At 43.4% G+C, this 14,467-nt stretch carries 16 protein-coding genes, 1 riboswitch and 1 other annotated feature; all 16 genes read right to left on the bottom strand.

Annotated elements, in window-relative coordinates; translation table 11 throughout:
* Positions 1 to 19 precede the first annotated feature (19 nt).
* The gene (locus tag AC4CV5_RS08890) at positions 20 to 931 is read right to left on the bottom strand and encodes an RluA family pseudouridine synthase (RefSeq protein WP_166853132.1); all 912 of its coding nucleotides are present in this window, start codon (positions 929 to 931) and stop codon (positions 20 to 22) included.
* A 1-nt stretch (position 932) separates the two neighbouring features.
* A complete protein-coding gene (lspA, locus tag AC4CV5_RS08885) occupies positions 933 to 1,397 on the bottom strand; it encodes a signal peptidase II (RefSeq protein ID WP_166853134.1) in 465 nt (154 codons plus the stop codon).
* Between the two features lie 102 nt (positions 1,398 to 1,499).
* On the bottom strand, positions 1,500 to 1,874 hold the full coding sequence (ylyA, locus tag AC4CV5_RS08880) for a sporulation-related RNA polymerase-binding protein YlyA (RefSeq protein WP_166853137.1): 375 nt from the start codon (positions 1,872 to 1,874) through the stop codon (positions 1,500 to 1,502).
* A gap of 144 nt (positions 1,875 to 2,018) precedes the next feature.
* On the bottom strand, positions 2,019 to 4,784 hold the full coding sequence (gene ileS / locus AC4CV5_RS08875) for an isoleucine--tRNA ligase (RefSeq protein WP_490922514.1): 2,766 nt from the start codon (positions 4,782 to 4,784) through the stop codon (positions 2,019 to 2,021).
* A 52-nt stretch (positions 4,785 to 4,836) separates the two neighbouring features.
* Positions 4,837 to 5,063, bottom strand: a binding site (T-box leader).
* A 62-nt stretch (positions 5,064 to 5,125) separates the two neighbouring features.
* A complete protein-coding gene (divIVA, locus tag AC4CV5_RS08870) occupies positions 5,126 to 5,620 on the bottom strand; it encodes a septum site-determining protein DivIVA (protein WP_003221468.1) in 495 nt (164 codons plus the stop codon).
* Positions 5,621 to 5,713: 93 nt separating this feature from the next.
* Positions 5,714 to 6,487 (bottom strand): YlmH family RNA-binding protein, encoded by a 774-nt coding sequence (locus tag AC4CV5_RS08865; protein WP_166853141.1) that lies wholly within the window; start codon positions 6,485 to 6,487, stop codon positions 5,714 to 5,716.
* Positions 6,488 to 6,547: 60 nt separating this feature from the next.
* Positions 6,548 to 6,820: a YggT family protein gene (locus AC4CV5_RS08860; RefSeq protein ID WP_003221463.1), complete on the bottom strand. Its 273-nt coding sequence runs from the start codon at positions 6,818 to 6,820 to the stop codon at positions 6,548 to 6,550.
* Positions 6,821 to 6,826: 6 nt separating this feature from the next.
* On the bottom strand, positions 6,827 to 7,282 hold the full coding sequence (gene sepF, locus AC4CV5_RS08855) for a cell division protein SepF (protein ID WP_166853143.1): 456 nt from the start codon (positions 7,280 to 7,282) through the stop codon (positions 6,827 to 6,829).
* Positions 7,279 to 7,971 carry a YggS family pyridoxal phosphate-dependent enzyme gene (locus tag AC4CV5_RS08850; RefSeq protein ID WP_166853145.1) on the bottom strand — a complete coding sequence of 231 codons (693 nt, stop codon included), beginning with the start codon at positions 7,969 to 7,971 and terminating at the stop codon, positions 7,279 to 7,281. Before AC4CV5_RS08850 ends, sepF begins: the two co-directional genes overlap by 4 nt.
* Before the next feature lie 6 nt (positions 7,972 to 7,977).
* Positions 7,978 to 8,814: a peptidoglycan editing factor PgeF gene (pgeF, locus tag AC4CV5_RS08845; RefSeq protein WP_166853147.1), complete on the bottom strand. Its 837-nt coding sequence runs from the start codon at positions 8,812 to 8,814 to the stop codon at positions 7,978 to 7,980.
* A gap of 162 nt (positions 8,815 to 8,976) precedes the next feature.
* The gene (locus AC4CV5_RS08840; protein ID WP_003232153.1) at positions 8,977 to 9,222 is read right to left on the bottom strand and encodes a YlmC/YmxH family sporulation protein; all 246 of its coding nucleotides are present in this window, start codon (positions 9,220 to 9,222) and stop codon (positions 8,977 to 8,979) included.
* A gap of 82 nt (positions 9,223 to 9,304) precedes the next feature.
* Positions 9,305 to 10,585, bottom strand: a complete 1,281-nt coding sequence (locus tag AC4CV5_RS08835; protein WP_490922510.1) for an acetylornithine deacetylase — start codon at positions 10,583 to 10,585, stop codon at positions 9,305 to 9,307.
* Between the two features lie 86 nt (positions 10,586 to 10,671).
* Positions 10,672 to 10,774: riboswitch (TPP riboswitch) on the bottom strand.
* Between the two features lie 12 nt (positions 10,775 to 10,786).
* Positions 10,787 to 11,581, bottom strand: a complete 795-nt coding sequence (locus tag AC4CV5_RS08830) for an ABC transporter ATP-binding protein (RefSeq protein WP_166853151.1) — start codon at positions 11,579 to 11,581, stop codon at positions 10,787 to 10,789.
* A 153-nt stretch (positions 11,582 to 11,734) separates the two neighbouring features.
* The gene (sigG, locus tag AC4CV5_RS08825; RefSeq protein ID WP_003221449.1) at positions 11,735 to 12,517 is read right to left on the bottom strand and encodes an RNA polymerase sporulation sigma factor SigG; all 783 of its coding nucleotides are present in this window, start codon (positions 12,515 to 12,517) and stop codon (positions 11,735 to 11,737) included.
* A gap of 139 nt (positions 12,518 to 12,656) precedes the next feature.
* Positions 12,657 to 13,376, bottom strand: coding sequence for an RNA polymerase sporulation sigma factor SigE (gene sigE / locus AC4CV5_RS08820; RefSeq protein WP_003221446.1), 720 nt, complete (start codon positions 13,374 to 13,376; stop codon positions 12,657 to 12,659).
* A 62-nt stretch (positions 13,377 to 13,438) separates the two neighbouring features.
* Complete coding sequence (gene spoIIGA / locus AC4CV5_RS08815) at positions 13,439 to 14,368, bottom strand: sigma-E processing peptidase SpoIIGA (protein ID WP_166854676.1); 930 nt, start codon at positions 14,366 to 14,368, stop codon at positions 13,439 to 13,441.
* Positions 14,369 to 14,467 lie beyond the last annotated feature (99 nt).

Genomic DNA, 14,467 nt, shown 5'->3' with positions numbered 1-14,467 from the left:
TCAGAAAAGAAACAGTCTGTCAATCGTTTTTTCTGAGGTTTTCGATTAATTCTGCCATATCCTCCGGAAGCGGTGCTTCAAATTCGACATATTCACCTGTGCGAGGATGATCAAAACCTAAAATTCCGGCGTGAAGGGCTTGTCCGTTAAAATCAATCGTTTTTCTCGGTCCGTATTTTGGATCGCCCGCTAATGGAAATCCGATATATTTCATATGAACACGAATTTGATGCGTTCTTCCTGTTTCAAGCTGGCATTCCACCAACGTAAAATCCTGAAAACGCTCAAGCACATGAAAATGAGTGACCGCATTTTTGCCATCACGCGTCACAGTCATGCTTTGACGGTCTTTCTTGTCCCGTCCGATCGGCGCGTCAATTGTGCCATCATCGTGAGAGATAAGCCCGTGGACAACCGCCGTATATTTACGCGTGACCGTTTTGTTGACCAATTGGTTTACAAGTGACTCATGAGCCATATCATTTTTCGCCACCATTAATAAGCCGGACGTGTCCTTATCGATTCTGTGAACGATCCCCGGACGCATCACGCCATTTATCCCGGAAAGATCCGTGCAATGAGCCATAAGGCCGTTTACAAGTGTGCCCGTAAGATGCCCGGGAGCTGGGTGCACAACCATTCCGCGAGGTTTATTGACGACAAGCACATCCTGATCTTCATAGTAAATATCCAGATCCATAGGTTCTGCCAGCACGTCGAGCGCTTCTGGCTCAGGTACAGTGACTGTCACCTGATCACCTGGCTGAATTTTATAATTTGATTTTACAGGGCTTCCGTTCACGACAATTTGTCCATCTTTCACCCATTGCTGTACCTGGGTTCTCGACCAATCATTCTCAGTCGATGCCAGAAATTTATCAATCCGCTCACTTTTTTGTTCTTCTGAAGCGGTTATATCAAATTGATTCATGCTATTGCTCCTTTTTCTTTTTCCCGCTGTCCAACAGCATTTGTATAAATAAAAGCATTACGCCGACACATAGTGAAGAGTCAGCGATGTTAAAAATCGGGTAATTGTAATTCACAATAATGACATGGATAAAATCCACAACTTCCTGTCTGACAGCCCGATCGATGAAGTTGCCAATGGCACCGCCAAGCATCAGTCCGAGGGCCACTCCAAGAAGCCTTTGTCCTTTTGTATAACGCTGTATGTAATAAACAATGCCAATAATAACAGCGGTTGTAATGAGGTAGAAAAACCACATCTGACCGGCTAATATCCCCCATGCAGCACCCGTATTGCGATGGGAGGTGATATAGAATACCTGATCAATGATCGGAATGCTTTGGCCAAGCTCCATGTTCTTAACGACAAGCCATTTTGTCAATTGATCGGCTGCAATAATAAGTAGTGCAATTACATAATACAGCACAAACGTTCCTCCAGTTTACGGTTACTTTAATCCATTATGCATTTTATCAATAAAAAGCACTGGAGTAAAGAAATATCAGGCATATTAACCGGCCAGACAATGTTATTCATACAGTGCCTGACCATATTCGATATCCGTTGATTTCCACAGCGGGAGCGTTTTTTTTTCAAATTGGACAGAGTAAAGAAAATCGTTTGCTGTGCGGGCAGTCGGCAGCACAGCCAGCTTTGAAAGAGGAATGAGATCCCCGGTTTCTTCACAGTATCCAAATGTGCCGTTTTCGATTTTGGACAATGCGAGGAGAACGTCTTGTAGCTCTTCTTTAATGTGATAGATCAGAGTTGCTTTTTGTTTATGATTGATTGCTGCTTGTGGGCTTGTTGAAGCCTGAAAGCAAGAATACTCAAATAATCTCGACTGTAATTCTTCTTTCGTCAGAAGAAGTTCCGTATATATTGCGGTCAGTTGATCATTCATTCATCACAACTCCTGCTCTTAACGTAGTACCTATATTGTTGCCTGTGAACGATGATCTAAAGCACATAAGATTTTTCCTGCCGTTCTAAAGGATGTCACTCTTGGCACAAAAAAAGCCCGGCTTTTACGCCGGGCTCTTTTCCATTATTTTTGATAGTATTTTTCAACGATTTCAGCGTTTCGCAGTGAGAGTGTAGGATATTTCGGATTTGCACCTACATCTTTTGAAATTACACGGGATCTCTCACACATTTCGCCTTCGGCTTTCTCGACAGCGATTTTCCCTGTCGCAAAGCTTTGCGCATCGTTCGGCGCTTCATTTTCTTCGCTGATTGTCAGTTCAGAAACAATAAACAGCTGAGAAAGATTTTCTTTAATGGAAGCCAAGAGCTCTTGGTTTTCTTTGTTTGGATACAATTTCAGGTTCGCTTCCAATGATTTACCGATAATTTTTTCATTCCGCGCAGTTTCTAACGCTTTTAGCACATCGTCACGGAAAGCCATAAAGCGGTCAAATTTATCTTCTGTCGCTTCGCTGTTTGGAACCGTGATTGTTTCCGGCATATCTGTCAACTGAACGCTCTGCTCTTCAACAAATGTTAAATGAGACCATAATTCGTCAGCCGTATGAGGAAGGATAGGCGCTGAAAGCTTCACTAATGCAAGAAGCGTTTCATAGAATACTGTCTGCATACTGCGTCTATCCGGATGATCCGCATGCTCGATGTACACAATATCTTTTGCGAAATCAAGATAGAATGAGCTCAATTCGATCGTGCAGAAATTATGGATGCTGTGATATACAACTGCAAATTCATACTCATCATACGCTTTTTTCACTTTATCAATCAGTTTGTTCAGTTTAATCAGCATATATTGGTCCACTTCGCGAAGATCTTCGACAGCCACCGCATTCGTTTTCGGATCAAAATCGAATAGGTTACCATGAAGGAAACGGAACGTATTGCGGATTTTACGGTATACTTCAGCAACCTGCTTCAAAATGGCGTCAGACACGCGAACGTCCGCCTGATAATCAACTGAGGACACCCATAATCTCAAGATGTCGGCACCAAGCTGTTTCATCACTTTAGCTGGAACAACGACGTTACCGATTGATTTACTCATCTTGCGTCCTTCTCCATCCAGTGCAAATCCATGGCTGAGCACACCTTTATATGGCGCTTTTCCTGTTACGGCTACTGCTGTAGAAAGAGATGAGTTAAACCAGCCGCGGTATTGGTCTGATCCTTCTAGATATAAATCAGCCGGGCGAACGAGGTCTTCACGTTCTTCAAGCACCGCTTGATGGGAAGAGCCTGAATCAAACCAAACATCCATGATGTCCTGTTCTTTTGTAAATGTGCCGTTAGGGCTGCCAGGATGCGTAAAGCCTTCCGGAAGAAGATCCTTCGCTTCTTTTTCAAACCAAATGTTTGAGCCATGCTGTCTGAACAATTCAGAAACATGTTCAATGGTTTCATCTGTAATAATCGGTTCTCCGTTTTCAGCATAAAATACCGGGATCGGCACACCCCATGCACGCTGTCTGGAAATACACCAGTCTCCGCGGTCACGAACCATGTTGTGTAAACGCTGCTCGCCCCATTCAGGAACCCATTTGGTTTCTTTAATGGCATCAAGCAGGTCTGATCTGAAATCTTTAATAGACGCAAACCATTGCGCTGTCGCTCTGAAAATGGTTGGTTTCTTTGTTCTCCAATCATGCGGATAAGAGTGGGTAATGAATTCAAGCTTCACAAGCGCGCCTTTTTCATCAAGCTGCTCTGTGATCGCTTTGTTCGCATCATCATAGAACATGCCTTCAAAGCCTGGAGCTTCGCTTGTCATTACACCTTTTGCATCAACTGGGCATAACACATCTAAACCGTATTTTTGGCCGATGATAAAGTCATCTTCCCCGTGTCCCGGCGCTGTATGAACGCAGCCTGTCCCGGCATCAGTTGTTACGTGTTCACCAAGCATAACGAGAGAATCTCTTCCATATAGCGGGTGTTCCGCGACAATGTTCTCAAGGTCTTTCCCTTTGATCGTTCTTGTCACTTCATATTGATCAAATCCGCATGCAGATGCTACATTTTCGACTAAAGCACTAGCTACGACAAAGCGGTCTTCACCTACTGCAATCACGCTGTACTCAAGATCAGGGTGCACTGAAATTCCGAGGTTCGCCGGAATTGTCCATGGCGTTGTTGTCCAAATGATGATGCGCTCGCCGTTTTCAAGAACGCCTTTTCCGTCTTTTACACCGAAAGCAACATAAATAGATGCTGAACGTTTGTCTTGATATTCGATCTCAGCTTCCGCCAAAGCAGACTCACTTGAAGGTGACCAGTTAACCGGTTTAAGACCCTTATAGATGTAGCCTCGTTTTGCCATCTCACCAAATACGCGGATTTGTTGCGCTTCGTATTCCGGTTTTAATGTGACATAAGGGTTTTCCCAATCACCGCGGACACCAAGGCGTTTAAACTGCTCACGCTGTCCCTCGATTTGCTTCCAAGCGTACTCTTCGCACAGTTTGCGGAAATCCGCTACTGACATTTCTTTGCGGTTTACTTTTTTGTTTTTTGTGAGAGCCGTTTCAATCGGCAATCCGTGTGTATCCCAGCCCGGTACATATGGCGCATTGTAGCCGCTCATTGATTTGTAGCGGACAATGAAGTCCTTCAAAATCTTGTTAAGCGCGTGTCCCATATGGATATCGCCGTTTGCATACGGAGGTCCGTCATGTAAAACAAATTTCGGGCGGTCTTTCGTCCGTTCCTGCACAAGACGGTAGATATCCTCTTCCTCCCAAGTCTTCTGAATGTCAGGCTCACGGTTTGGCAAATTTCCACGCATCGGGAAATCTGTTTTCGGCATTAAGAGTGTATCTTTAAAATCCATTTTCATTCCTCCACTGCATTTTTTCAGAAAATAAAAAAAGCCCTCTCATCCCATAAGGGACGAGAAAGCTTATCTCGCGGTACCACCCTTTTAGAAAAAGCCTGCATATGCTTTTTCCTCTCGAGCATCGTAACGTGATGAACGTCCTAACCTACTGTGAGTTCAGAAAGGAAACTTAAGGGCTGATCTACATGATTCCGGCCATCCCGGACTCTCACCATCTCCGGGTCGCTATGAAGGCCTGAAGGAAACATGACTGTCCCTTTCAACCGTTTTTTCATCTGAATTTATGAACGTATTATATTCGACAAGCTAAGAAAATGTCAAGGTAATCAGAGAATTTATTCCTTTTCCTCAAATACTGCGTCGACTTCATACTCAAGCAGATGATCCCAATCGTCATTTTTCAGAAGATCGAGCTGGGCTTCAATCAGCATTTGGAAACGTGTTCTGAAAACTTTAGATTGTTTTTTCAGTTCTTCAATTTCCATGGCAATTTTTCTTGATTTTGATAAAGATTCGTTGATAATGCGATCAGCGTTTTTCTCCGCCTCCCGAACAATCAGCTTTGCTTCTTTTTGAGAATTGCGTTTTACGTCTTCAGCTGCTTCTTGAGCAACTAAAATCGATTTATTCAGCGTTTCTTCAATATTAGCAAAGTGTCCGATTCTTTCATCAAGTTCATTGACTTTCGCTTCAAGCTCAGTTTTCTTACGGAGAACAATTTCGTAATCTTTTCTGACTTGCGCTAAGAATTCATTTACTTCATCTTCATCATATCCGCGAAAACTTTTTGTAAACGTCTTGTTGTGAATATCATTTGGCGTTAATGGCATGATGCCACCTCCATTTTTACATTTCAGTACGGTTATCTAGTTCACATTATAAAACAAATTTCGCACAGATGGAGAAAAAAACTGAAAAACCGACTATTTTTGTCGTTCAAACGTGACTCTCCATTTGTCTTTCTTGGTTTTTCCTTCGATTTTTGTTAAGCTGCATCGGCCAAAGCCTCTGATAGACAGCATGTCCCCTTCTGCCACCATGTATGAAGGATCTTCAACTACCTTCCAGTTCACTTTCACGAGTCCGTTTTTCACAAGCGTCTGTGATTTCTGGCGGGATTGTCTGCTCATAGAGGCACAGACGGCGTCAAGCCTTAAAGAAGAAACCGTGTCATCTCTTATTTCGACATCAACTGCTGGAATGTTAAGGTCTGACAAGTCAATTTTCTCTAGGCTGACCGCAGCTTTGCCTGCTTGGGTAAGCTGTGCAGCCACAAAATCAGCGGTATCGGCTGAGACAATCAATTGCACTGATGTCTCAGAAAACACGATGTCACCAAACTTTTGCCGCTTTAAGCCTATGCCCATTAATGCACCAAGCAGAGAACGGTGATCTACTGAGACAAACTTTTCAGCATAACGGACGTTAAACGCCTGCAGTTCAAAATCCGATTCTTCCGGAGTGATGTACTCTGGATACAGAATCGCCCGTTTTCGTTCCGCTCTGTCATAGCCGCCGGAAAAAGCAAGCCCGACGTCTGCCTGTCCGGTAACAGCTGAGAGAATAACCTGCTCTCTGGGATCTAAAAAGTCAGTCAGCTTCATCCGGTACTGCTCCTGGACAATACTTTTCCATTCGAGCGCCTGGTCAATAAAGGCCCGCTCGTCTTTTCTGAAGTGCTGATATATATCGCTCATCGTCTTTCCCTTCTATGTAAAGAGGCTTGGCTGCTGCCAAGCCCCTATCAAACTGTCACATTAAAACGCAATCATGCGATAAAGCCCCCACAAGCCGGTTGTCGCAAACCGAAGCACAAGAATGGCTACGATCGGTGAAATATCCAGCATTGCGATCGGAGGGATGATTTTTCTGAATGGTTCGAGATATGGTTCACAAATCGAAGCTAAAAAACGCCCGACTGCCGTTTCCCTTGTACTCGGCACCCATGACATAAAAATATATATGATCAGGGCAAATGAGTATATTGTGATTAATAAGCTTAAAACCGAAAAAACTTGATAAAGGATCATCTCGCTTTACCACCTCTGATGTTCGTCTTCAGATATGAGCTCAGAAATTGTGCCTGATACATCTACGTTGTCAGGCGTGCAGAGGAAAATATCCGAGCCGATTCTTTGAATATCGCCGCCGATGGCATAAACAGTTCCGCTTAAAAAGTCAACAATCCTCTTGGCCTGGTCATGCTGTATACGCTGAAGATTGACGACAACTGCCCGCCGGTTCTTCAAATGGTCGGCTATTTCCTGCGCCTCCGCATAAACGCGCGGCTCACTCAACACCACTTTAGAGGATTTCTGAACACTTTGCAAGCTCACTACATTCTGTTTGCCCGCCGGTTTGTTTGCGGCATAAGCAGGTTTTTCTTTTTGCTCATGCTCTTCATGAGATTCTTGCTCTGTCTCAATATATTCATATTCGTATTCTTCATCTTCCATTGAGAAAAAGTTTTTCAGTTTATTTTTCATACTCATTGCTGTACACCCCCTGTTTCATTTCCGACTAACGATGAGCCGATTCTAATATAAGTAGCCCCTTCTTCAATTGCAATTTCAAAATCATTTGACATGCCCATCGACAGTTCAGTACACGGAGCGTTCGGCTGTTTCAGCTCCTGAACCTGATCACGGAGTTCTCTCAGCGCCCTGAAACAGCCTCTGATCTGATCTTGATCATCAGTCAGCGGAGCCATTGTCATCAATCCGGCCACAACGATGTGTTCGAAACCGGAAAGCTCCTGTATGAATGGAATGACTTCTTCTTTTTTCATGCCGTGTTTAGAAGGCTCAAGAGAGGTATTGACCTGCACAAAGCATTGGACAGTACCTTCAGCCCGTTTTTCGATTTCTTTCGCTAATGAGAGCCGGTCTAAGGAATGGATATAGGAAACAGAATTGACGACAGTTTTTGCTTTTCTTGATTGCAGACTGCCGATAAAATGCCATTCCGGATTCCCTTTCATCACTTCCTGTTTGCGGAGCAGTTCCGCATCCCGATTCTCTCCGAGGCAGGTAATGCCCGCATCCACTGCCTCTTGTGCTCTTTCAGGCGATACATATTTTGTGACTGCAATAACCGTAACTTCATCGGAGCTTCGGCCCGATCTGTTACATGCTTCGTTTATTCGTTCGTTTATATGTCGTAAATTATCAACAACACGCAAGATCTTTTATGCCTCCTTCATTCCGATAAAGGACATCATCCGTCCAGTTTTCCCCTGATCGCGGCGGTGAGAATAGAAAAGAGACGGCTCACTTTCCGTGCATAAACCGCTGACAGAAATCTGTTCATTTGCCAAACCGCTGTCGATCAATATAAGGCGGTTCAGCTCTTTCAGGTCAAGCTGATATTGCGCCTGTGCCGTTTGATTTACGGCACGTTCTCCCGACACCGGCAATGCCCGGACAGCATCCATGACACGATCGTCTACCGTATAGCATGTTCCGCTGATAGATGGTCCAATAACAGCATAAATATCTGAGAGATTAGAACCTTCCTGCTCGGTCCATTGCTTCACCATTTCTCTGCCAATCTGTTTGACAGTGCCTTTCCACCCGGCATGGGCGACCCCGACAAGCGATTTAACCGGATCATAAAAGTAAAGAGGCACACAATCAGCAAAGCATAATGCCAAAAACACATTCTTTTCATTTGTATAGAGCCCGTCCGTTGCTTTTAAAGCCGTATGATACTCTCGGGCGCCTTTTCCCCTATCCCTCTGCGTCACTTTTTGAACGCGATTATCATGTGTCTGATCAGCAAATACCCAAGACTGCAAATCAATATTAAACATATCGGCAATATATTCACGATTTTTAACTACATCTGCATCTTTGTCATGAACGTGCAATCCTGTATTTAACGATTCAAAAGGCTTTTGGCTGACACCGCCGTTTTTCGTAGTAAATCCGGCAATGACTTCTCTGTTGTTTTGATTCGTTTGTGTCCAGTCTTGTATCATGAGTGTCGAGGGTGTGGTAAGACTGAATGGGTGATATGTATTCATGATGATCCAACCTTTCGACAAACATTTAAAAAAGCGGAATTTCCCACTTATTTTACCACATCTTTCTGCATTCGTTGAGCGCCGATTTGCATATTTCTAAATGAAATGTGCCGGAAGAATCGAGACTTCCGGCATTTGCCAATCCGCGGCAGACAAAGCAGGTTATGCATGCGGTTCACTTAATCGGACCAAGATTACATCTTCTCCGATTTTTACTATATTTCGCCATGGAATGACCAATTCCTCTTCTTTTCCAAAAAATCCGAGAACTTTCCCATTCCCCCCCAGTATGATCGCCTGAATTTTTCCAGTGGTCACATTGATATCTATATCACCAATGCTCCCCAGCTTTTTTCCATTTGAGACATTGACGACATCCTTCACCTGAAATTCTGAAATGCTGATCATTCCATCACGTCCTTTTTCCGTCCTTTTTTCAAGTATATGAACGGGCGGGCTGAACCTTGTCAGCAAGAAGAAATTTTCATGGTCACTGTTCTTTTTTACGGCTGCACCAGCCGATGATAAAATTGAGCATAATTTTCGTATAATCTACCAGTTGCTCAATCGATACCTCCTCGTTCACAGAGTGTGCATTATGCAGATCACCAGGACCGTAAATCACGCTTGGTATGCCGGCATTATACAGCCAGCCTCCGTCTGTAACGGATTGAGAAACGTCAACAACCGGACACTCCCGTTTCACTTTCTCGTGAGAAGCTGTAAGCACTGAGACGCCTGGGTGGCAAGGGTCAACTTCCAGAGCCGGAAAAATTTCTCCTCTGTCTTCAATCATAGATGAGCCTCCCCACTTGAAAACAGGGCGGTTTTCCCTAAGCCAAATATCACTGTCACTCAGCCGGTTAATGTAATCTTCTATTTCCGCTGCCACTTGTTCATGAGTTTCATTCGGGTAAAAATGGACTGTGATCCACAGCCGGCACTCGTCCGCTATAAAAGCCGCATGTCTGCCGCCTTCTATGACAGCCGGGTTAATCGTATTTGTGCCTGGTTTAAAACCGGGATAACTTTTCATAATGGACCAGTGGCGTTCAAGTTCACCGAGGCCTGCAATGATTTTTGCCATCTTTTCAATTGCGCTTGCTCCAAATGTTCCTCCGCCTGCGTGAATCATATTCCGCCTCGTCCCATCATGAAACGTTTGACTGCTTTTGATTTCGATCCAGCCTGTAATGACACCGCCTTGGCCTTGAATATGCATATCGCTCGTATCCGCAACAACTGCAAAATCAGCATGATAGCCCCTCTTGCAGCATTCAAGCGTACCGGCTTCTCCGACTTCCTCCCCGATAACCGATTGCAGAATCAAATCACCGGGAAGTTCAATGCCGGCTTCACGAATCAATTTGACAGCAAACAGCACACACGCCATTCCGCCTTTCATATCAGAAGCGCCTCGCCCGATTAAGAGACCGTTTTTTTCGATTGGATGAAACGGATCATGCTCCCAATCCTCATCCTCTTTTACCTCTGCCACATCTACATGACCATTGATGATCAAGCTATGATAATCTGCTGAATCTGTTCCCTTTAGCAGGCCTACAACATTGGGATCTCCCGGGTACACATTCCATTTGTCAATCGTGAATCCCATTTCATTTAAAAATCCGGCAATCCATGATTGAATGCCGTCTGTATTTCTTGCAGGCGGAGCAGGTGTTTGATAAGAAATCAGCGTTTTTGCAAGCTGAATAAGCTCCTCCTTTTGGTCTTCCACTTTTTTTATCAGAGAGTCTATTTGTTGATTCAATGTGATCCGCTCCTTTACTTAAAATCAAAAAGCCGTTTCATATGTTATGAAACGGCTCAATAAAAACAAACAGAGTCCTACGTACTCTGAATTTTTCACCGCTTCCCTCCGCTGGCATGATCCAGATCAGGTCAAAAGGGTTGAGACAAATATCTCTCTCAGCTTCGAAAAGCACCCCTAGGATGAATCGATATGTGTTTGTCAGGCATTCGTTATCGGCTCTGCTCTTGTTAAAAACGGCCGATCCTGATTCCATAATACATGGATTGGCGTATCAAAAAAAGCAGAAAGTATTTGATCAGTCAGCATTTCCTTTATTTCCCCCGATTTAAAGACCTCTCCCTTTTTTAACAAAAGGGCTTTGTCAAACACCGGCAAAATTTCTTCCGCATGATGCGTCACATAAAGGATCGATGGCGCGTTTTCTTTATTTGCAATGTATGTAATCGTATCTAACAGCTTTTCCCGGGCAATAAAATCCAGCCCTGTGACTGGTTCGTCCAATATCAGCAGCTCTGGATCGGCCATTAGCGCTCTTGCAATCAAAGCTCTTTGTTTTTCTCCTTGAGAAAGGGTTTCATAGCGACGGTCGGCATATTCAATTGCTCCCAAGTCCTCTAACAAGCCAATTGCTTTTTCCCTGATTTCTGCACTTGGTGTTTCATATAAGCCAATCGAAGCGTAAGCTCCGCTTAAAGCAATTTCAAATGCTGAATCTGCAGGATAAAACTTTTGCTGAAGAGCCGCTGAGACGAGGCCAATTTTCCTTCTGAGCTTCTCCCCAAGCTCCGTTTTACCAAATTCATGGCCAAGCACCTGCATCTCGCCCGATGTTGGAAAATAATATGAGCAAAGCATATTTAACAGCGCTGTCTTTCCGGCGCCATTCAGTCCGTAAAGCACCCAATTTTCCTTTTCTTCTACTTTCCAATGAATATCTCTCAGTATCCATTTTCCATTCCGTTTTAGTGAGACATTGTCAAGCTGCAAAATCATTGTGGTCCTCCTCTTTACTGCTCTTTATAATTATTTAAATTTTCATAAAACTTTGCACGGACTAGGATACCTTATTTTTTCCAAAACGTAAACCGCCCGCAATTAATAGAAAAGCCTTTAAAACAAAAATTGTTTTAAAGGCTTTCCATTTCATTATTGATGAATATTCTTATTCATTTGTTTGATAGCCGCTTTTTCAAGCCTGGACACCTGCGCTTGGGAAATCCCGATTTCTTCGGCTACTTCCATTTGTGTTTTTCCTTGGAAGAATCGCTTTCTTAAAATCATTTTTTCCCTATCATTCAGTCTTCTCATGCCCTCTTTTAAAGCCAGCTCTTCAATCCATTGTGAATCTTTATTGCGCTCATCACTGATTTGGTCCATCACATAAATCGGGTCTCCGCCGTCGTTATAGATCGGTTCAAATAGAGAAACCGGATCCTGGATGGCATCAAGCGCAAATACAATTTCCTCATGCGGTACTTCAAGAACTTTTGCGATGTCTTCTGCAGTCGGCTCCTTGCTTGTCTCACTGATTAACCGCTCTCTGACCTGAAGTGCCTTGTATGCGATATCCCGGAGTGATCTTGAGACACGGATCGGGTTATTATCGCGTAAGTACCTGCGGATCTCTCCGATAATCATAGGTACAGCGTATGTTGAAAACTTAACATTGTGGCTTAGGTCAAAATTATCAATGGATTTCATTAGTCCGATGCAGCCGACTTGAAATAAGTCATCAACATACTCTCCTCTGTTATTAAATCTTTGAATGACACTTAAGACAAGACGCAAGTTCCCGTTTACAAGCTTTTCTCTTGCTGAATCATCGCCTTCATCCTGCAGCTGTCTAAACAGCTTTCTCATCTCTTCATTCTTGAGTACTGGTAATTTGGAGGTATCCACCCCGCAGATTTCGACTTTATTTCTCGACACTTTTTTCCCTCCCTACAGGAGCTGCTGTACAACGTTAAGTATCTCCTTGGGTGGGAAAAATATGCACTGCACTCAGACCGAAAAATAGTCATAATTGGGAAATCCTTGTAGAATCAAGGGATTACCCGCAAAAAATTTTTTACACCATTTTGTTGAATTCCTTTCGCAATCTTTTAATGATTCGTTTCTCCAGACGAGAAATATAGGACTGGGAAATCCCCATCATATCCGCTACATCCTTTTGGGTCTTTTCTTCTTCGCCGACAAGACCAAAACGGAGTTCCATGATTTGTTTTTCTCTTTCATTGAGCTGTTCAAGGGCTTTTTTCAAAAGCTTTTTATCTACGTTAGCTTCTATGTCCTTTGTGATGATGTCATCGTCAGTGCCGAGCACATCAGAAAGCAAAAGCTCATTGCCGTCCCAATCAATATTAAGCGGCTCATCAAAGGAAACCTCTGAACGGATTTTGTTGTTTCTCCTTAAATACATCAGGATTTCGTTTTCTATACAGCGGGAGGCATAGGTCGCCAGCTTGATTTTCTTTTCTGGATTGAACGTATTCACAGCTTTGATTAATCCGATGGTGCCGATGCTGATTAAATCCTCTATATTAATTCCCGTATTTTCAAATTTACGGGCGATATAGACGACCAGTCGCAAATTTCGTTCGATCAAAATGGCGCGAGCCGCCTGATCGCCGTTTGGGAGCTTCATTAATAGAACCTGCTCCTCATCTTTAGATAATGGAGGCGGCAGGGCTTCACTCCCGCCTATGTAATAGACTTCATCACTTTTCAGCCCAAGTTTCATCAGCAGCTTATACCAGAGGTGCGTCAATCGCAATTTCAGTTTTTTCATCTTCCTCTCCCTTCTAAATGTCACGTCGTTTGAGTATGATAAGTAACGGACATTTGCGAACATTATGAAACGTGTTTGATGGCCTTGCCCGAAAGCATTTTCGGATGAATAATTGCGTCAAACTCTCCATCTGCCGATAGCTTTGTTGTGCTGATGCCGATGAAGCATTTATCCGCAGAAATCATTTCTTCTTTTGTTATAATCGTTACATGATCCGGTTTAACGCATAGTAAAAATTGATTTTGCTGACCTACTCCTCTGTATGGAATCAGCCTCATTTTATCCAAAAAGCGAAATGAATCATCGAGCCGCTGGGTGGCTTCCAATGGATCTGTGTTTCGAATGATCATCGTTTCGGCTGCTCCGAATATCGGTTCCAGTTTATCAATGTACATAATCATGACCGGCGTTTTAGTAAGCGGATCATACAGCTGATTACCGGAATCAACCAGCCCTCTGACATGAAGCGTTTGCCCGCCCAAATCCGCCTGTACGCTGACTCGTTCCTCATACTGAATGTTTTTTGTTTCAATATCTTCAATTCTTCTCTTAGAAAAAAACCATAATGCTGGAAAGCCAGCAACAATAAACAACCAGCTGATTGGGTCTCCAAACCCAGTTTGATTGGTGATCATAACCCCGTTTCGAACAACAGAGTTTGACTGCAGCAAGGAATGGGCCCCGATAATTCCTCCCCCCATTAAAAAAGTGGCAAAATAAAAGGAAAACAAATTTTGAAAGAAATAGCGGAATCTCTTAAAGCCAAATGTCACCATCACAATAACAACTGAAAAAGCAAGCTTGCCTGCCGGATGTTCAACGATCGGCGAAAAAGGTGTAAACATCAATAGGACAATACTGGAACCGATGAACGCTCCGCCTATCAGTCTTCTTTTTTTCACATGCCGTTTTAAAATAAATGCCGTGAGCAAAAGCAAAAGTGCATCAAAACAAAAGTTTAACAGCCAAATGACATCTAAATAGATTTTCACATCTGACTCCTTTCTATCTTGCATCACGCTGTTTCCCTTCTTGTTACATAAGTATAAAGCAAGCTCCGTGGGAAAGTCTGTCAATTAATGTTGAGAGGA

Source organism: Bacillus sp. NS1, from assembly GCF_058248265.1.
The sequence above is the reverse complement of the archived record's forward strand: the minus strand, read 5'-3'. Positions and strand labels throughout refer to the sequence as shown.